This window comes from Pseudomonas sp. LB3P93, from assembly GCF_054898025.1.
The window spans coordinates 5,739,513-5,757,539 of record NZ_CM142713.1 but is presented as its reverse complement, the minus strand read 5'-3'; the positions used below and the strand labels follow the sequence as shown (position 1 = coordinate 5,757,539).

Below are 18,027 nucleotides of genomic sequence, written 5' to 3'. Positions count from 1 at the left end.
GTTTTAACTTGGCGGATACGCCGTCAGCTGCGCCGTTCGACGATGTAGCGGGCCAGATCGCGCAATGGCTCGGCTGCCGCGTCAAACGGTCGCAGCGCGTGCAGGGCCTGATCGCGCAGTTCCAGGGCGTAGGCCTTGGCCGCGTCGAGGCCGAGCAGGGCCGGGTAGGTCGGCTTGTCACGAGCGATGTCGGCGCCCTGGCGTTTGCCGAGGGTTTCGGTATCGCTTTCGACGTCGAGAATGTCGTCCTGCACCTGGAAGGCCAGGCCGATGGCCTGCGCATACGTCTGCAAGGACTTCAGTTCGTCTTTCTCGGCTCGGCCGCTGGCGAGCGCGCCGAGTTTGACGCTGGCCTCGATCAGCGCGCCGGTCTTGTGCCGGTGCATGTATTCGAGGGCTTTCTGATCGAGCTTCAAACCGACCGAACCGAGGTCGATGGCCTGACCGCCGACCATGCCGGCCGGGCCTGCGGCCAATGCGAGAGCTCTGACCATTTGCAAGCGGATTTCAGCGTCAGAATTGCTCAGGCGCGGGTCGAGCAGGGCGCTGAACGCCAGGCTCTGCAAGCCGTCACCGGCCAGGATCGCGCAGGCCTCATCGAATTTCTTGTGCGTCGTCGGCTGGCCACGACGCAGATCGTCGTCGTCCATGGCCGGCAAATCGTCGTGGACCAGGGAATAAGCGTGAATCAGCTCCACCGCGCACGCCGCGCCGTTGGCTTGCTCAGCCTTGCCGCCGAGCGCTTCGCACGCCGCGTAGGCCAGCAGCGGACGCACCCGTTTGCCGCCATTCATCACGCTGTAGCGCATGGCTTCGTACAAGCGCGCGAGCTCAGGGCTCGGCGCGTTGAACAGGGTTTCCAGCGCCGCGTTGACGCGGGCCTGGCTGGTCGCCGAATACGCTGCAATCATTCTGGCTGATCCGCGTCGAAGGGTTCCTCGGCCAACTCGCCATCACGCTCGAGCAGCACTTGAACCTTTTGCTCGGCCTGGGCCAGCGCCGCCTGGCAATCGCGGGTCAGACCGATGCCCTGCTCGAAAGCCGTCAGCGAGTCTTCCAGCGACAATTCGCCGTTCTCCAGTCGCTCCACCAGCGTTTGCAGGTCAGCGAGGGATTGTTCGAAATCCAGTGCAGCTTTTTTGCGGGCCATGGCGGCTATTTCCGGTTGACGTTAAACCGGCGCGACACTAGCAGACATGGGGGTTATGGGCAAATGAGGGCGGGTGTTTGAGCCTTGGTCCCAAGTTGAAATAACCCCTGTGGCGAGGGAGCTTGCTCCCGCTGGGTCGCGCAGCGGCCCCAAACCATTCACCAAAGTTATTTCAGGAATACTGTATTCAGCAATTCGCGACTGCTGCGCAGCCGAGCGGGAGCAAGCTCCCTCGCCACAAAGGGATGTCGCTTCCGTGAGTGATGGGGATTATTCGGCTCATTCCGTGAGCCGAATAAACTCGCTATTCGGCTCACGGACTCAAATGTGCGTGATTCCTACCGCAAATGTAGATGTATCCGATTGTTAAAAAAGTGCCGAATGGCTAACCTTCGCGCCTTCTACGACCCAATAGTCACGGGTCTTTCTGACGAAACGCAGTTTTTGGATCTGTAACGCGCCGAGGATCGGGCGCAAGGTTTCGTTATGCATGGCAGGAGGCGTCACATGCGTTCATTTCTTCTAGTGCTGATGGCGTGGGTCTGCACGACCGCTGCCTGGGCCGAGCCGACGGCTGAGCTGTCGGAACCGGCCGGCGGCTGGCGCTACAACGGTTTGCTGGACCGCAGCGAATACCCTCAAGTGGCCTATCCGACTCCGCCCATCGACCGGGGCGTGCAGCGTAATCGCACGATGATTCAAGGCCAGCTCAAGGCCATCGGCACGCAACGCGGGCCGCATACGCTGGCGGTCAACGGCAATCCCCTCAATCTGTACACCGACGACCAAGGGCGTTTCGCCCGGCCGTATGCGTTCGGTGCGGGTTCCAACAGCGTCGAAGTGCGCAGTGCCGAAGGCAAATCCCTCAAACGCGTCCAATTCTATGAAGCCAACAACCTGCGCACGCCGGCACGGATTCGCGTGGTGCTGGGTTGGGACGATCCGAAAGCCGAACTTGATCTGCACATCGTTACTCCCGACGGTCAGCATGCATTCTGGGCTCACCCGGCGATGAGCAACGGTGGCGGCCTGGACCCGGACGGCGTCGATGGCCCCGGCCCGGAAATGTTCACCATGACCGCGCCGATGCATGGAACCTATCTGGTTTACGTGAACTATTGGGGCAACTTCGGCAGCGGCGGCTATAACTTCGATGAGACCAGCAACCAGAACGAGGTGATCACCTCGCAAATCAACCTGGTGCTCAACGAAAACACCGTCGACGAAAAACGCGAGACCTTCATCGTGCCCCTGCGGGCCATCGGTGACCTGCTGCTGGTCAAGACTTTCAACTATTAAGCATCCCGCTCCACGGATGAATTGGGTTTTGTTAAATGAGCGATAACACTGTTACTCCGGCCGCCGAAGCACCTGCTGCAAAACCTTCTCGGCGCTGGCCGTTGCTGTTGGGCGGGCTGATCCTGGTGGCTGGCGTGGCGGCCGGGCTTGGCTGGTTCATGCACAAACCCAAGGCGCCACCGGCAGAATTGGCCAGTGACAAACTGGGTATGAGCCGACCGGACGGTTTGCTCGAAACCCATTCCTTGAGCCAATTGCCCAAGGACTTGCTGGCCGTGCCGTTCCTCAAGGAAACCCTGACCGAAGATTTCGTCTTCTATTACGAAGCGCATGCCGATCGCCTTGGCTTGATCGGCAGTCTGCGGCGGATCATTTACGAACATGACTTGAAGTTGCAGGACAGCCTGATCGAGCAGCTTTTCGATCAACCGGCGGACGTGGCGCTGTGGCGCGGGGCGGATGGTCGGCTCAAGGATTTCCTGTTGGTGATGGATCGCGGTGGGCTGGCCAAGGTGCTGGAGCCGCTGGCCAAGGTCACGCTGGATGATACGCAGCTGACACAACTCGGTGACATCAAGGTCGCCGGCGATACGGTGCCGCTGTATCAGCTCACCTACAACAACAGCAAAGCGCTGCTGTTTGCCTCTCATGGCGACAAGCTGGTGGTGCTGTCCAATCCGTCGAAACTGTACGACAACAGTAATGGCCCCATCGATGAGCCTGGGATGGTTTCGACTCAATCGCTGGAAGCGTTGCTCGGCGGTCAGAAACTCTTCCCTGAAGCCTTCGGCCTGCCACCGCGCGCGCCGGAAGTCAAACAACGCCTTTCGGTCAATTCCAGCGTACTGGCCATGGGTTACCAGCGTTTCATCCCGAACTTCGCCGGCCTGCGCTTCGACATGGACGACAAGGGCTGGCACAGCTTCCTCGCCATGGAGGAGCTGGACAACCAGCCGGACTTCGATTTCAAACCGATCTGGCAGGCCATGCCGATGGGCGCCAGCGCCTGCGTGGCCTTGCCGCTCGCCGCCGAACAACAGAAGCCGCTGCTGGTGAAACTCGGCGCCGACGAAGCCGTGGCCCAGGCGCTGACCGAACACATGGCCGGTGCCGCCGGCCTGTGCTGGTACGCCGATTCTCGGTTGTATACGCCGTTGCTGGTGGCCAGCCTGAACGATGATGACAGCGCCAAACTTGACGGTGACTTGGGCAGCCTGTTCGGTTCGATGGTCGGTGCCTACGAAGGCAACGTTGAAGAACACGCGTTCCCGGTGGTCGAGAAACAGGAAGGCCAAAGTCATCAGTGGCAGCGCCAGGTCAGCTCCAACTTCGGTCCTTATAAAGCCAAGGATGCCGAGAATCCTGATGCGATCACCGGCAAGGCGTTCATGAAAGTGAGCCTGGCGCGTCACGGTTCGACGCTGCTGTTCTCCCTCGACGACAAGCTCGTGGACAAGGCGCTCGGCACCCTCGACAAACGCTTCCCGCCAATGGCCGACGTGGTGCCGAAAGACCTGCTGATGCCGGTGTATTTCGGCCCGGATGCGATGGCGCAACTGATGCAGCAGGAAACCCTCGACAGCCTGCCGCAGGACATGGAGCCGGTGTTTTACAACGCCGCGCAAACCTACCTGATCCCGAAACTGCGCAAGCTCGGCGGCTACGGCAAGTACGCCCTGACCTTGCCCGAGGGCAGTGAACCCGACGGCCATTGGCAGTGGCTGCCGCTGGAATGGAAAGCCCTGTGACCGCACTCATCCGAGGCCTCGGCCTGCTGGCGATGTTGCTGGGCAGTCGGGTATTTGCCACTGAAGCCGCGCCGCTGGATCCGCAGCAATCCCAGGTGTTTCGCGCCTGGTTCGTGCGCATCGCCCAGGAACAACTGACCCAAGGCCCAAGCCCGCGCTGGTATCAGCAGGACTGCGCCGGGCTGGTGCGTTTCGCTGCCAACGAAGCACTGAAAGTCCATGACGATAAATGGCTGCGCAGCAATGGCCTGTCCAACCGCTACCTGCCGCCGGAGTTGCAGTTAAGTGAAGCCCAGCGCGGCCTCGCCCAGCAATGGCAACAGGGCGGCGGCAAGGTCGGGCCGTACGTCAACGCGATCAAACTGATTCAGTTCAACAGCCATCTGGTCAGTCGGGATCTGGCGCAAGCCCGGCCCGGCGACCTGATGTTTTTCGATCAGGGCGACGACCAGCACCTGATGATCTGGATGGGCCGCTACATCGCCTATCACACCGGCACCACCACCCCCACTGACAACGGCATGCGATCCGCGAGCCTGCAGCAACTCATGACATGGAAGGACACCCGATGGATACCCGACGCAGCCAACCCCAACTTCATCGGCGTCTATCGACTGAACTTTCTCTCCCAATGATCGGTGCCCGCATGTTGCGTTTTCTGCCTTTGCTGTTGGTCCTGGTGCTGCCTTTTTCGGCGGTCAACGCCGAAGACACCGTCGAGCCGAGCGGCTACACGCCGGTGGCCGGTGAAAGTTTTTTCCTGCTGGCCGACAGCAGTTTCGCCAGCGACGAACAGGCGATGGTGCGCCTCGAAGCGCCGGGCCGCGACTATCGCCGGTTCCGCATGGAACCATACGGCGGCGCCGACATTCGGGTGTATCGCATCGACAAACCGCTGGATTTCCTCAAACGCCAGAAGAACCTGCACCGGGTGGTCAGTGACGGTCAATTCAAGGGCGAAGGCCTGTCGAACACCCTCGCGTACCTGTGGGACAACTGGTACCGCAAATCCCGTCGGGTGATGCAGCGGGCGTTTTCCTACGAGTCGCGTAAACAAGTCACCGAGGAAGTGCCGGAACTGAAGATGGGCAGCGCGATTGCCGCGCCAACGCCTTACGACGCACAACCGCAATTCGCACTGATTCCGGGCCTGCCCGTTGTCAATCAGTTCCGTTATCCGCTGTGGCAAGCCAAGCCGATCCAGCCGCCTGAAGGTGTGAACCTCGCCGGTTCTTCCAGCGAGTTCGTCAGCGTCGCGCCGGGCAACGTGTACATCCCGTTGGGCAACTTGAAACCGGGCCTGTACCTGGTGGAAGCGTTGATCGGCAAGTACCGCGCAACCACCATGGTTTTTGTCTCCAATACCGTGGCCGTGAGCAAGATTGCCGGTGATGAACTGGTGGTCTGGGCCGCGCGCAAACACGAAGGCAGTTCGGTGCCAAAAGTGAATGTGCTGTGGACCGATGGCCTCGGCGTGATGAGCAGTGGCGCCACCGATACCGATGGTTTGCTGCGCCTGAAACACGTCAGCCCGGAGCGTTCGTTCGTGATCGGCGAGGACGAAGAGGGCGGGGTGTTTGTCTCCGAGAACTTCTATTACGACAGCGAAATCTACGACACCAAACTCTATGCCTTCACTGACCGGCCGCTGTATCGGCCGGGGGATTGGGTGTCGCTGAAAATCGTCGGCCGCGAGTTCAAGAACGCGCGCGATTCGGTGTTGCCGACTGCGGCAGACGTCAACGTGACCGTGCTCGATGCCACCGGCACTGCGCTGCAATCGTTGGCGCTGAAACTCGATTCAAAAGCGGGCACTCAAGGCCGTTTCCAGTTGCCGGACAACGCCGTGGCCGGCGGTTATGAACTGCGTTTCAGCTACAAGGACCAGGCCTACAGCAGTGCCTTCCGGGTTGCCGAATACATCAAACCGCATTTCGAAATCTCGCTGAACCTGGCCAAGCAGGATTACCGCACCGGCGAACCGGTGAAGGGCAATCTGGTGCTGCTGTACCCGGACGGCAAACCCGTGGCTGACGCCAAGTTGACCCTGAGCCTGCGCGCCCAGCAACTGTCGATGGTCGACAACGAACTGCAATATCTCGGGCAATTCCCGGTGGAACTGACCAGTACCGAACTGACCACCGATTCCAAAGGCAACGCGACTCTCGACTTGCCCGCCGCCGAGAAACCGAGCCGTTACATGCTCACCGTTTTCGCCAGCGATGGCGCGGCGTATCGGGTCAAGACCACCAAGGAAATCCTCATCGACCGTGGCGCCGCAAGTTTCCGCTTGAGCGCGCCGCAGCGCTTCAGCGCAGTGGGCGACAAGGTTGCGTTCAGCTACGCCAACGAAGGCGGCAGCGAGGAGAGCAAAGCGGTCACGCCGGTAAGCTACAGTTGGGTGCGCCTGGAAGACCAGAGCACGGGCGAGGGCAAACTCGCCGCAACGGATAAAGGCTTCACCTTGGCCTTCGACCGTCCGGGCACCTACAACCTGACGTTGAAGGATGACCATGGCCGAGTCGTCGGCGCCACCGGCCATTCGGTCACTGGCGATGGCGTCAAAGCGGTGCCGGGCACGGTGGAAATCGTCCTCGACAAACCCGAGTACAAGGCGGGCGACGAAGCCCTGGCGTTGATCACTTTTCCTGAGCCAGTGAGCGATGCTCTGCTGTCGCTTGAGCGCGACAAAGTCGAGGCCACGGCGTTGCTGTCCAAGGGCGGCGACTGGCTGAAGATGGAAAAACTCAGCGACACCCAATACCGCGCGCGCATCCCGGTAAAGGATGACTTCGCGCCGAACCTGACATTCTCGGTGCTGTACACCAAGGGCGGTCAGTACAGCTTCCAGAACGCCGGCATCAAGGTGATTGCGCCGCAAATCGATGTGGCCATCTCCACCGATAAAGAGGCGTATCAGCCGGGCGATACTGTGTCGGTTGACCTGACCACCCAGTTCGCCGGCAAGCCGATTCCGGCGCACCTGACGGTCAGCGTGGTGGATGAAATGGTCTATGCGCTGCAACCGGAAGTCGCACCGACCATCGACCAATTCTTCTATCACCCGCGCCGCAACAACGTGCGCACCAGCGCCAGTCTGTCGTTCATCAGCTACGACGTTGCGTTGCCGGGCAGCCCTGGCGCACCGGGCAAAGCCAACCGCAGCGAACGGGGCGTGAAAGTGTTGGAGCGGCCGCGTCGTGAAGACGTCGACACCGCCGCGTGGCAGCCGGAATTGATCACCGACGCCAACGGCAAAACCCGCTTCACCTTCAAAATGCCGGACTCACTGACCCGCTGGCGCATCACTGCGCGGGCGATTGCCGATGACGGTCAGGTCGGGCAGAAGAAGCAGTTTCTGCGCTCGGAAAAACCGCTGTACCTGAAGTGGAGCGGCCCAACCAAATTCCGCAATGGCGACAAACCGGACCTCGGTGTGTTCGCGTTCAGCCAGGCGGAAAAACCGGTCAAGGCTGAGTTGGTGATTCATTACGGCGGCGCCGAGCAGCGCGTGCCGGTAACGCTGAACAACGGCATCAATTACATCGCGCTACCGGCGTTCGCACTGGCCTCTGGCGAGTGGACCGCCGAGCTGGTGCAGGACGGCAAAACCGCTGATGCACTGGCCGTGCACCTGACCGCGACCGGCGAAGGCTGGCAGGTCACGCAAAGCCAAAGCCTGGACGTGGCCAGCGGTGACACACCGCTGACCCTGCCGGCAGACGCCAGCGATATTCGCCTTCGTCTGGATGACAGTCCGCAAGCGCTGTTCCGTTCGGCGCTCGATGATTTGCTGAGCTATCCGTATGGCGGCGTTGAACAAACCGCTAGCCGTTTGCTGCCGCTGAGCATCGCGTCTCCGACCTTGTCGTCGAATCCGCAGATCCGCGATCGCTTGCGCCTGATCATGCAAAACAGCCGTCTGCGCCTGGTGCAAATGGCCGGGCCGTCGGCGAGTTTCACTTGGTGGGGCATGGACGGTGAACCGGATGCGTTCCTGACGGCCTATGCCTATTACGCCGATTGGCACGCCAGCAAAGCGCTGGAACTGAGCCTGCCGCCGGAGCATTGGCAGCGGGTGCTGGAGGTGTATTCGAAGCAGGCGAAAAACACACCGTTGTTGCAACGGGCGCTGATTTTGTCGTTCGCCAAGCAGATGCAATTGCCGGTGAACACGTTGCTCAGTGGGTTGATGGAAGATCTGGCGAAAGCCGGCGAGGGCAATGCCGCGAACCTGATGGAGGATGGCGAGGACAGCCTTGTCATGAGCGATCCGGATTCGGCGCTGGGATTGGCGGCGGCGCGTGTGTTGACCGCTTCCCTTGCCCGTCAGTCGAAGGTGGTTTTGCCCGACGCATTCAATCGTCAACTGCCGGATGCGCAACAGCGTCTGGCCGTCAGTTCTCAACCGTTTGCCGAAGCCTTGAATCTGTCGCTGCAACCCTTCGATCAGGCTCACGCTCAAGCGTTGTTGCAACGATTGCTGCCACAGCAATCGACCCTGGAACGCGCGTTGGCGCTGACTTGGTTGCAGCGCAGCATCGAGCAGGCATCGCCGACCATCGCACTGGCGCCGGGTGAAGGCTGGAAAAAACAACACGGTGATACCGGTGAAATGTATTGGACGTGGCAGGGTGCTGCGCCAGTGCCTGCAGTGTTGTCGTTATCCGGGACTCAAGAGCGCCCATTGCGCGCCGCGCTGAGCTTCCAGACCAAGCAGCCGTCGATTGATCCGATGGCTGTGACCATCACCCGTCGTTTGTCGCGATTGGTGCCGGGTGACGAAGCGTTCACCTTCAAGCTCGAAGCGGTTGGCACCAAGCCGTTGTCCAGTGACAGCCTGTACCTGGACGAAGTGATCATCACCAGCAAAGCCGCGAAACCGCTGCGCTACGGGATGATCGAAGTGCCGCTGCCACCGGGTGCCGATGTCGAGCGCACGACCTGGGGCATCAAGCTCATGGGCAAGGCCGGCACCGAACCGACCGCGCTGGAGAAAGCGCGTTTCGAACCGGGGCAGATGGCTTACGCGATTCCGGTGGATGCCTTGAGCGGCGAATTGCGTCTGCGTCATCTGGTGCGTTTCTCACAGAAGGGCCAGTTCAATCTGCCGCCGGTGCGTTTCACCCAGGTCTACGCGCCACAACATCAGGCCCAGGAACAGAAGCCGGCCCTCGGCCAGGTCACGGTCAACTGACATGACTCGCCCGCTGGTCTGGTGGCTGCTGTGTTTGATTCCTGCGTTGGCGACAGCGCAGGACGAGCCGCTGCGTCTGGGCTTCAAGGGTGAGTTGATTTCGTTGAGCCCGACTCAGGTGATTTCCCGCGAGCCGATGCCTGCTGATTTGCAGGCGCCATTGGGCAGTTTGTGGAAGTTGTTCGTTTACGGCTGGCTGGTGGATACCGGCGCTCGTGAGCCTGCGTATGAATGTCGCGGGCAGTCGAAAGAGGAAGTTTATTGCTGCACTGCGGGCGGCAAGATTGAGCGCGATCAGGCGCTGGTGAAGTCGTGCGGTTTGTACTTTGAGCCTGCGCGATTGGGTATTTCTGCTGCTGGCTGGAGGGAATATTGGCAGGCTCGGCAGGCGCCAGAATGGTTACTTAACTTGCCCTCGTTGCAGCCTTCGACGCGAGTGTCGGTGGCGGAGTTGCTGAAGGTGCTGGCCGTAATGCCGGCACAGGATCAGGCGCGGCGGGTGTTGCTCGATGTGGTGTTGAACGCCGCTGACGGCAATGTCGTCGGCGAACTCGGTGGCCGATTGCGGGTGAAAACCTGGAGCTGGCTGGGGGATCAGGATCCGTCGTCGCGTCAGGGAGGGTTCGCCGGTTGGATGGCGGACGGCACGCCGATCTGGGCGGGTGGGCGCGGGACCAGCCAGATGGTGCTTCGTCATTATGGCGCTGCGTTGGCTTCGGTGTTGCCGGTGGATTGGCCTTTGGATGCGGGACGTTGCGTCGAAGTCGGTCTGTTTTCACGCTATCCGATCGAGCGCGTTCTGGCCGGGGATCACGTTGAGGCTTCCGGGCCTTTGCAAGGCGATTACCGCGTCGAATTCGCCAATGGCAATCAGCTGGATATCCACAGCGATGGTGAGCTGTTTTTGGTGGGTGAAAAACTGGTCGCCCGTCTGGACCGCGAAGAATACGTCGCCCGCGTTCTCCAGCGCGAAGCCAAACCCGAACCGGCTGAAGCCGCCAAAGCACTGGCCATCGCGATAAGAACCTACCTGCTGCAAAACGCCACCCGCCACGGCGATTGCCTGAGCATCGACGACAGCAGCAGTCGCCAACGCGTCGCCCCACGCCCGGCCGCCGCCGAATCACGCCACATCGCCGCCTGGACCAGCGACCTGGTCCTCGCCGGCAGCACCGTCACCTACCACTCCGACCAACCCGGCCCGGACAAACTCTCCTGGCAGCACGCCGTCGAACAAGCCAATGCTGGCCAGCGCTACGACGCCATCCTGCTGCACGCCTACCCGCGCGCCAGCCTCAGCCGCTGGGACAACCCCGTCGCCTCCTGCGAAGCACTGCCCGCCGCGCAAGACTGGCTACAAAAGCAACGCCGCGGCTGGCGCCAGCAACTTGAAAGCGAAGTCGGCTACAACGAAATCAGCACTTTCGCCGTCTGCCGCCTGGCCTTCGGCCGCCCCTATGTCGACCGCGAACGCCAGCGCATCTACGTGCGCGGCGTGCTGTCGTTGCAGGATCGCCTCGACCTGACCCACGAATACCTCCACCTGGCCTTCGAAGCACACCCCAACGGCCAGGATGAAACCTACATCGAAGGGCTCGCCCGTCACCTCTTGCTGGAATAGGCCATGAAACTCCGTTATCCACAGGTCTTCCTGTTCCTTTGTTCTTTTTGCGTATTGCCGACGGTGTTTGCGGCTGAGAGCGGCGTGAAGATTGATACGCCCGTTGGCGGCTGGCGCACTGGCGCGTCCGAAGGTGAAGGTGAAAGCTTTCGCCAGACCGTTAACTACCCGGCGTCATCGGTGAATACACCGGTGGGGCAGGCCAATACGGCGCGTATCACGGGTCAGATCAAAGCAGCGCCCAAGTCGAGTGAGCCGGGACGGTTGATCGTCAACGGCGTCAGCATGCCGCTGAAGATTGATCCGGCCGGGCGCTTTGATCGGCCGTTCTCGTTTCCGAATGGCAGCAACAGCGTTGAAGTTCGTAGCCCGGATGGGCAGCAGCGGCATCGGACGCAATTTCTCAACGCCAGTGGCGGCGCTACGCCGGCCAAATTGCGGGTGCTGCTGGCCTGGGACAGTGATGGTACGGATCTGGATCTGCACCTCATCACGCCCGACGGTGCGCATATCTGGTACGGCGATCGGGTTGCGCCCAATGGTGCGGCGCTCGATGTCGATGTGACAACGGGGTATGGCCCGGAGATTTTCGCTATGCCTGCGCCGATCAAAGGGCAGTATCTGGTGTATGTGAATTACTTCGGGGGCGGGTATCGGAGTGATGAGGAAGGGCAGGAAGATGCGGTTCAGCCGCTGACTACGGCGCAGGTGACGGTGATTACGGAGGAAGGGACGCCGAATGAGAAGATGGAGACGTTTCTGGTGCCGATGCGGGCGGTGGGGGAGTTGACGTTGGTTAAGGGGTTTAGTTATCCGTGATAGGAGGCACACACCGTGAATCGGGCGTTAGGAGTTGCCCAAATTTAAGCGGTGGAACGTCATTACCAAGCATCAAATTGATGCTCCTGGGCTACAAATTTTAGTTGATTGGCTCGATTTGTGGCTCGAAAGCTACAAAAATGACCGATTTGCTAAATCGGCTATCAACCTTGCGGAGTCTGTGTCTCCAGGGCTACATTAATCGCCAGTCTGACGATTATTGATGCTTGAGGGCTACAAATGACCACTCTGTTTGATGTGGCTGACATGCTAAAAGAAGCCCGGCATAACGCTCGCTTGAGTCAGGACGCCTTGGCCACCCGCGCCGGTGTCTCACGGTCGACAGTGGCGCGCATGGAGACCATGGCGAAAGGCGATATGAGCGTATCGGCGTTGGTGCGCCTATTGGACGCTGCCGGATATGACTTGAAATTGGTGAAGGCTGGTCACGAGCGCACGGTTGAGGACATCCTCGCAGAACAGCGCTCCGGAGCTTCAGACTCATGATTTTAGATGTCCACGTCAGCGGGAAAATGGTCGCCCGGCTCTATCGAGAGCGCGATGAGTATGTTTTGAAATATCTCCCCGGTACGGCGGTAACAGACTTCGTCAGCTTGGCATTACCTGTCCGTGAAGAGCCGTGGCGCTGGCCCCGAGATCTTTTCCCGTTTTTTCGTCAGAACCTGCCTGAGGGATACTTGCTTGGGGTCATTCGTGAAGAGTTTGGTGCAATGCTGGACGGCACAGACTTATCTCTACTTGCGGTGATCGGCGGCGCGGGGATTGGCCGGGTGACGGTGACACCTGAAGGTGTTCCACCCGGGGGCGAACTGGAACCTTTGGAAATAGGCCAACTGCTGAAGGCTGAAAATACCAGCGAACATTTTGCGACGCTGGTGCGTCGTTACGCACGCGCCGCGGTCTCCGGTGTCGTTCCGAAGTTCATTGCAAACGACGTTGAACATGAGGCTATACCTCTGGGAAAACCCACGCTGCGTACCGGTTTTCACATCATAAAAGGTTCGGACGATACGACCCCCTTCCTGGGCTTCAACGAGTTTTACACCATGCGGGTATTGGAGCGCCTACAGGTCGTACCGGTAGCCACGTGCCGGATGTCTGAGGATGGTCGCGTCTTGGTCGTAGATCGTTTTGATGTGGATGAAAAAGGCCTGCCGCGCTACGGGCTGGAAGATGCCTGCGGGCTGTTGGGTCTACCGCCCCACGAGAAATATGCAACGACAACCGAACGTGTGTGGAACGCCACGCGCCCTTACATTCCGGGCGACCTGCTGCGTGTGCAGCGGGAGCACTTCGGTTGGCACCTACTGGCGAACTACGTGGTGCGTAACGCCGATTGTCACGCCAAAAACATTGCGCTCTATTACACCTCGCGAGCAGACGTCGCGTTCACGCCTGTTTATGACCTGGTAACCACTCAGGCTTATCCCCGTTTTGCCTCGAACCCACCTGGCTTATCCGTCGGTGGTCGGCAGACCTGGACGCCGGGGCGCACTCTGGAAATCTTCTTTAACGGCGTTTTGGGTATTCCCCCACGTCAGTACGCCTCAATGGTCGAACAACTTTGTGAGTCGGCCGTCGCCGTGGGGAAGGAAGTGATCGAAGCGGCGAAGAACGAGCCTGCCTGGCGTGATATCGCCAAACACATGGTGCATGCCTGGAATCAAGGTATGGAAACATTACGCAGCTCAAAAGCGGCTCCGCATTTTCGAGGATTGGATACCGCCATCACAGAAGCGGGTTTCTCGGGCCCGCGAGCGGCAGAAAGCAGTCGAGTACAGATTGGCCGTTCCGAGTTGTTGGCGCCTAAAAAGCGCAAGTAAGCCGGGTATCAGCACAATGAAGTGTTAAGACAAGCTCCATATCTGCTCGCTCTTTGCCTTCAGCTTTTTTCGAAGGATCTGCCGTCGGCTAATGAACTGGATCAACGCGGGATGCTGATTTATCTCGCTAACCCTTGAGTCGCATTTTTTTAGGCATTAAAAAGCCGGCTTGTGGCCGGCTTCTCGGGGACTGGCTTGGTTCATTTTTGGTAAACCGCGCCAGCCTTCAAAACGTACACCCGGATCTTGCGTCCGGCTGTGGGACTCGGCGAGAAAATCATCTGCCTTGTCGGTGCGATCAGAGCCGCGGGGCGGGGTGATGCGCAAATGTGGGGCGCAGCATACTGATTTTTTTGCGGGATTCCCAGTGTGGTGTGCGTCTTAGAGCTATCGGGGCTCGCAATCAGGGAGTCCATCCGGATTTTTGGGTGAATGAGCCGACGCTTTCGCGGGCAAGGCCGCTCCCACAGGGATCGTGTGATGCCTATGGGAGTGGGCTTTCCACTCAGGTGCTACAAGAACGGCACCGCCGGCCGCCGTTTGTTCAGCGTCGACCACCAGAACACCCACCCCAACACCCTGATGTTCTGCTTCTCAATCTGCTCGGCATTGAAAATCTCATCCGGGTGCTCGGCTTTGTTGTAGCTGCGCAACCGCAGCGCATTGCCCGGCATCCGGTGCAGGTATTTGATTCGCAGCATCCCGTCGTGCTCGATGGCGTAGATTTCGCCGTCAATCACCTTGGTCAGTCCACGGTCAATAGCCAACGTGGAGCCGTCCTCAATCCTGGCTCCCATGCCATTACCGAGCATGTGAACGCAGAACACATCCGCATGGTTGATTTCCAGGGAGTCGAGGTGGCTTTTGGGCAGGCGGATGAATTGGCCGGGGTCTTCGATGACTTGGGTTTTATGGGACCCCGGGGCGATGGGCATTTCTTTGTAGACTGGCAACTCGACATCGGTGGGCTCGATCACCGTGTAGATGCCGCGGATGGCCTGGGCGTCGAAGGTGTTGCCTGACTCGTCGAGCAGGCGCAGGTGTTTTGAGCTTTGTGGACCTTCGCCGGTCTTGAGCCAGTCGCTGTTTACCGACAGTAGTCTGGAGACCTCTTCCATGCGGTAGGCGGGCACACCGCGGGTGTACCAGTTATGGATATTTTGTGGCTCCGTGTCGAAGAAAGCGGCAAATCCTGTCGTCGTTATTTTCGCTTCTTCGAGGAGCGTCTTAAACCGTGGGCCGCTAGTGTTCTTTTTCATAAACACGAGTCTACGGGCGCAGGGCGGGGCTTTGAATAAACGAACCGTTCAAATTTCGAGGGAAATTTACGACCGGATGTAAGACGTATTTGGAACAAATTAAACAAGAAAAAACCGAGGCGCCCGGAAGATAAACGGCCTGTTTAAAGTGCGCTTAATGGACGCCCACAAAAAACCCCGGATCAACCGGGGTTTTCTTCAAGTCGTCACAGGCGCGAGGCCAGTGGCGTCTCAGCCTTTGTAGGCAGCAGCCGACTTGGTGATCGCATCGCGAGCGGCATCTGCGCCGGCCCAGCCTTCGATCTTCACCCACTTGCCTTTTTCGAGATCTTTGTAGTTCGCGAAGAAGTGCTCGATCTGCTGGATCAGCAGCGGTGGCAGATCGGTGTATTCCTTCACGTCGACGTACAGCTGGGACAGCTTGTCGTGTGGGACTGCGATGACTTTGGCATCGCCGCCGCCGTCGTCGGTCATGTTCAGGATGCCGACTGGACGAGCGCGGATCACCGAACCTGGCGCAACCGGGTAAGGGGTCACGACCAGCACATCGAGGGGGTCACCGTCGTCAGCCAGGGTGTTCGGGATGTAACCGTAGTTGGCCGGGTAGAACATCGGGGTGGCCATGAAACGGTCAACGAACAGGCAATCGCTGTCTTTGTCGATTTCGTATTTGATCGGCGCGTGGTTGGCCGGAATCTCGATCGCGACGTAGATGTCGTTCGGCAGGTCTTTGCCAGCCGGAATCTTGCTGTAGCTCATTGGGCGGTGCCCCCGTTAGTTGACCAAAAACACTTGGCCGGATTGACCAAAAAGTGGCGGCGATTATAGGCATATTCCGCCACCGTTGCTATGTGCCAGAGGTCGTGTAGACCTTAGTCGTGTGCCTGATAGACCGGGTCTTCGGCCAGAAGTTGCCGCAAACGGGCCAGCGGGTCCTGGCGGTAAAACAGCTTCAGCTGCTCATAGACTTGAGGATACGCCTCGTGCAGCAAATCCGGGGCGCTGAAGAAGTATTCACTGGTGACCGCGAAGAACTCGGCGGGGTTTTCCGCCGCGTAGGGGTCGATGGCCGTTTCGGCGTCCGGATTGCGGTCAAGGTGCCTATTGAGGTCGTCGTAGGCGTGCTGCATGACCTCGGCCCAGTCACTGACCCGCATATCGGGGTGCAGCGGCGGCAGGCCGTTGGCGTCACCGTTGAGCATGTCGAGTTTGTGCGCGAGTTCGTGGATCACCAGGTTGTAGCCTTCCCAGCCGCCACTGGCCATCACGCCGGGCCAGGCGAGGATGATCGGGCCTTGCTGCCAGGCTTCGCCGCTGTGTTCGCCGTCCCACTCGTGTTCGACGCCGCTGGCATCGCGATGACGTTGGGGGCTGAGGAAGTCGTCGGGGTAGAGGACGATTTCGTGGAAACCCTGATACCAGTTCAGATCGCCCAAGTGCAGCAGTGGCAATTGCGCTTGAGCGGCGAGCAGCAAGCGCTGCTCCTGGTGGAGTTCGACGCCGGGCAGGGCGGTCAGGTGTTTATCTTCCAAGAACAGCACGCTGGCTTCGCGCAGCCATTGGTCTTCGGCGGCGCTGAGGCCATCGAGAAAACTCAAGTGCTGGCGCACCCGTTGCCACAGGTCGTCGGCAATCGGGTGTCTGGCCAGGATGCGCCGGCGACGCCAGGCGCTCAGGGACCACATCGCGAGTCAGCGCGATTGGGCTTTAGAAGCTCTGTTGCCGAAACGGCTGCGGACCACGCCGATGATCATCGGCACCAGCGACAGCAGGATGATGGCCACTACCAGCAGCGAAAGATTGGACTTGATGAACGGTACGTTGCCGAAGAAGTAACCGAGAGTCACCAGGCCGCCGACCCACAAAATGGTGCCGAGGACGCTGAAGGCAAAGAAACGCGGGTAAGGCATCTTGGCAACGCCGGCGACGAACGGTGCAAACGTGCGGATGATTGGCAGGAAACGCGCCAGGGTCACGGTCTTGCCACCGTGCTTGTCATAGAAGTCGTGGGTCTGTTGCAGGTAGTCGCGGCGGAAGATTTTCGAGTTCGGGTTGCTGAACAAGCGTTCGCCCGCCGTTCGGCCGATGACGTAGTTGGTGCTGTCGCCGAGGATCGCCGCCAGCATCAGCAGGCCGCCCAGCAACACCGGGTCCATGCCGCCGCCGGCCGCTACGGCGCCCGCGATGAACAGCAGGGAGTCGCCCGGCAGGAACGGCATGACCACCAGACCGGTTTCGCAGAAGATCACCATAAACAGGATGGCGTAGATCCATGGCCCGTAGTTGTTCACCAGCAAGTCGAGGTAAACATCGAGATGCAGGATAAGGTCGATCGGGTTGAAATCCATGGAGAGCACCTGTGGTGACGGCCAGACTCAGCGGGCCTGTGCGGATGACTTCGCGAAAGCCTACAGATGAGTGTAGTTTTTCTTACAAGCCGAAAAGGCCGGCATTATACGGGCTGAGTTGTGAAACGCGCGTCGAGATTGTAGCGGGGGATGTCCATGGCGCGATCGGAAGTCTGGTGACAATAAATAACCCTTCTGTGATGAGGGCGCACGATCCCTCATCACAGAAGCCGGCAAGCATCAGAGCTCGTCGCTGATCGGCAGCACGTAGTTCTTGAACTCGGTGTCTTCCTTGAACCCGATGGATTCGTAGGTTTTCTGCGCGATTTTGTTGTCGCTGCTGGTGGATACACGCATGCGCACGGCATTGGTTTCCTTGGCCATTTTTTTCGCGGTGCGCATCAGGTTGTCTGCGACTAACTGACGGCGCGCGTCTTCGGCGACGTAGATGTCGTTGAGGATCCACACGCGTTTGAGCGAAAGGGACGAAAAGCTCGGGTACAACTGACAGAAACCCATCAGTTTGTCGTCGCCATCGGCCAGCGCCAGGTAAATCACCGATTCCTTGCGTCGCAGGCGTTTTTCGAGGAACGCCCGGGAGGAGTCCGGATAGGCCAGTGAGCCATAAAACTCGCGATATTTGACGAACAACGGGGTCAGCAGGTCCAGGTGTTCGAGGGTCGCTTGGATAATCCGCATTGATAGGTCTCGTCTTCAAGTGGCTGTCTTCACGTGCTCTGAC

At 59.6% G+C, this 18,027-nt stretch carries 15 protein-coding genes; 8 read left to right on the top strand and 7 right to left on the bottom strand.

Annotated features, from left to right (window positions below):
* Positions 1-23 precede the first annotated feature (23 nt).
* Positions 24-911 carry a (2E,6E)-farnesyl diphosphate synthase gene (gene ispA / locus ACYZT8_RS26295; RefSeq protein WP_461977090.1) on the bottom strand — a complete coding sequence of 296 codons (888 nt, stop codon included), beginning with the start codon at positions 909-911 and terminating at the stop codon, positions 24-26.
* Entirely contained in the window at positions 908-1,150 is a 243-nt protein-coding gene (locus ACYZT8_RS26290; RefSeq protein ID WP_007894317.1) for an exodeoxyribonuclease VII small subunit, read from the bottom strand. The genes ispA and ACYZT8_RS26290 overlap by 4 nt, the downstream gene beginning before the upstream one ends.
* A gap of 507 nt (positions 1,151-1,657) precedes the next feature.
* Between ACYZT8_RS26290 and ACYZT8_RS26285 the strand changes: the two genes are divergently transcribed.
* The 8 genes from ACYZT8_RS26285 (at position 1,658) to ACYZT8_RS26250 (ending at position 13,678) form a co-directional block, all read left to right on the top strand.
* Positions 1,658-2,449, top strand: coding sequence for a YfaP family protein (locus ACYZT8_RS26285; protein ID WP_461977088.1), 792 nt, complete (start codon positions 1,658-1,660; stop codon positions 2,447-2,449).
* A 35-nt stretch (positions 2,450-2,484) separates the two neighbouring features.
* Complete coding sequence (locus tag ACYZT8_RS26280; protein ID WP_461977086.1) at positions 2,485-4,197, top strand: DUF2138 domain-containing protein; 1,713 nt, start codon at positions 2,485-2,487, stop codon at positions 4,195-4,197.
* Positions 4,182-4,832, top strand: a complete 651-nt coding sequence (locus tag ACYZT8_RS26275; protein WP_461977084.1) for a DUF1175 domain-containing protein — start codon at positions 4,182-4,184, stop codon at positions 4,830-4,832. The genes ACYZT8_RS26280 and ACYZT8_RS26275 overlap by 16 nt, the downstream gene beginning before the upstream one ends.
* Positions 4,829-9,394, top strand: coding sequence for an alpha-2-macroglobulin family protein (locus ACYZT8_RS26270; RefSeq protein ID WP_461982624.1), 4,566 nt, complete (start codon positions 4,829-4,831; stop codon positions 9,392-9,394). Before ACYZT8_RS26275 ends, ACYZT8_RS26270 begins: the two co-directional genes overlap by 4 nt.
* Position 9,395: 1 nt before the next feature.
* Positions 9,396-11,015, top strand: coding sequence for a DUF2300 domain-containing protein (locus ACYZT8_RS26265; protein ID WP_461977082.1), 1,620 nt, complete (start codon positions 9,396-9,398; stop codon positions 11,013-11,015).
* A 3-nt stretch (positions 11,016-11,018) separates the two neighbouring features.
* Positions 11,019-11,834, top strand: coding sequence for a YfaP family protein (locus ACYZT8_RS26260; RefSeq protein WP_461977080.1), 816 nt, complete (start codon positions 11,019-11,021; stop codon positions 11,832-11,834).
* A gap of 240 nt (positions 11,835-12,074) precedes the next feature.
* Positions 12,075-12,341, top strand: coding sequence for a helix-turn-helix domain-containing protein (locus ACYZT8_RS26255; RefSeq protein WP_461977078.1), 267 nt, complete (start codon positions 12,075-12,077; stop codon positions 12,339-12,341).
* Positions 12,338-13,678 carry a type II toxin-antitoxin system HipA family toxin gene (locus ACYZT8_RS26250; protein WP_461977076.1) on the top strand — a complete coding sequence of 447 codons (1,341 nt, stop codon included), beginning with the start codon at positions 12,338-12,340 and terminating at the stop codon, positions 13,676-13,678. The genes ACYZT8_RS26255 and ACYZT8_RS26250 overlap by 4 nt, the downstream gene beginning before the upstream one ends.
* Before the next feature lie 512 nt (positions 13,679-14,190).
* Here ACYZT8_RS26250 and ACYZT8_RS26245 read toward each other — a convergent pair.
* The 5 genes from ACYZT8_RS26245 to ACYZT8_RS26225 form a co-directional block, all read right to left on the bottom strand.
* Positions 14,191-14,937, bottom strand: a complete 747-nt coding sequence (locus tag ACYZT8_RS26245) for a S24 family peptidase (RefSeq protein ID WP_461977074.1) — start codon at positions 14,935-14,937, stop codon at positions 14,191-14,193.
* Between the two features lie 231 nt (positions 14,938-15,168).
* The gene (ppa, locus tag ACYZT8_RS26240) at positions 15,169-15,696 is read right to left on the bottom strand and encodes an inorganic diphosphatase (RefSeq protein ID WP_461977072.1); all 528 of its coding nucleotides are present in this window, start codon (positions 15,694-15,696) and stop codon (positions 15,169-15,171) included.
* A 113-nt stretch (positions 15,697-15,809) separates the two neighbouring features.
* Positions 15,810-16,622, bottom strand: a complete 813-nt coding sequence (locus ACYZT8_RS26235) for a M90 family metallopeptidase (protein WP_461977071.1) — start codon at positions 16,620-16,622, stop codon at positions 15,810-15,812.
* A gap of 6 nt (positions 16,623-16,628) precedes the next feature.
* Complete coding sequence (locus ACYZT8_RS26230) at positions 16,629-17,285, bottom strand: DedA family protein (protein ID WP_461977069.1); 657 nt, start codon at positions 17,283-17,285, stop codon at positions 16,629-16,631.
* 240 nt (positions 17,286-17,525) lie between these two features.
* On the bottom strand, positions 17,526-17,984 hold the full coding sequence (locus ACYZT8_RS26225) for a GNAT family N-acetyltransferase (RefSeq protein ID WP_461955876.1): 459 nt from the start codon (positions 17,982-17,984) through the stop codon (positions 17,526-17,528).
* Between the last annotated feature and the right edge of the window lie 43 nt (positions 17,985-18,027).

Bases quoted from the DNA above. Each gene is read 5' to 3' on its own strand.
- ACYZT8_RS26275 (WP_461977084.1), top strand. From the start codon at position 4,182: ATGGAAAGCCCTGTGACCGCACTCATCCGAGGCCTCGGCCTGCTGGCG.
- ACYZT8_RS26290 (WP_007894317.1), bottom strand. From the start codon at position 1,150: ATGGCCCGCAAAAAAGCTGCACTGGATTTCGAACAATCCCTCGCTGAC.
- ACYZT8_RS26285 (WP_461977088.1), top strand. From the start codon at position 1,658: ATGCGTTCATTTCTTCTAGTGCTGATGGCGTGGGTCTGCACGACCGCT.
- ACYZT8_RS26225 (WP_461955876.1), bottom strand. From the start codon at position 17,984: ATGCGGATTATCCAAGCGACCCTCGAACACCTGGACCTGCTGACCCCG.
- ACYZT8_RS26230 (WP_461977069.1), bottom strand. From the start codon at position 17,285: ATGGATTTCAACCCGATCGACCTTATCCTGCATCTCGATGTTTACCTC.
- ACYZT8_RS26250 (WP_461977076.1), top strand. From the start codon at position 12,338: ATGATTTTAGATGTCCACGTCAGCGGGAAAATGGTCGCCCGGCTCTAT.
- ACYZT8_RS26255 (WP_461977078.1), top strand. From the start codon at position 12,075: ATGACCACTCTGTTTGATGTGGCTGACATGCTAAAAGAAGCCCGGCAT.
- ACYZT8_RS26280 (WP_461977086.1), top strand. From the start codon at position 2,485: ATGAGCGATAACACTGTTACTCCGGCCGCCGAAGCACCTGCTGCAAAA.
- ACYZT8_RS26260 (WP_461977080.1), top strand. From the start codon at position 11,019: ATGAAACTCCGTTATCCACAGGTCTTCCTGTTCCTTTGTTCTTTTTGC.
- ppa (WP_461977072.1), bottom strand. From the start codon at position 15,696: ATGAGCTACAGCAAGATTCCGGCTGGCAAAGACCTGCCGAACGACATC.
- ACYZT8_RS26265 (WP_461977082.1), top strand. From the start codon at position 9,396: ATGACTCGCCCGCTGGTCTGGTGGCTGCTGTGTTTGATTCCTGCGTTG.
- ACYZT8_RS26245 (WP_461977074.1), bottom strand. From the start codon at position 14,937: ATGAAAAAGAACACTAGCGGCCCACGGTTTAAGACGCTCCTCGAAGAA.
- ACYZT8_RS26270 (WP_461982624.1), top strand. From the start codon at position 4,829: ATGATCGGTGCCCGCATGTTGCGTTTTCTGCCTTTGCTGTTGGTCCTG.
- ispA (WP_461977090.1), bottom strand. From the start codon at position 911: ATGATTGCAGCGTATTCGGCGACCAGCCAGGCCCGCGTCAACGCGGCG.
- ACYZT8_RS26235 (WP_461977071.1), bottom strand. From the start codon at position 16,622: ATGTGGTCCCTGAGCGCCTGGCGTCGCCGGCGCATCCTGGCCAGACAC.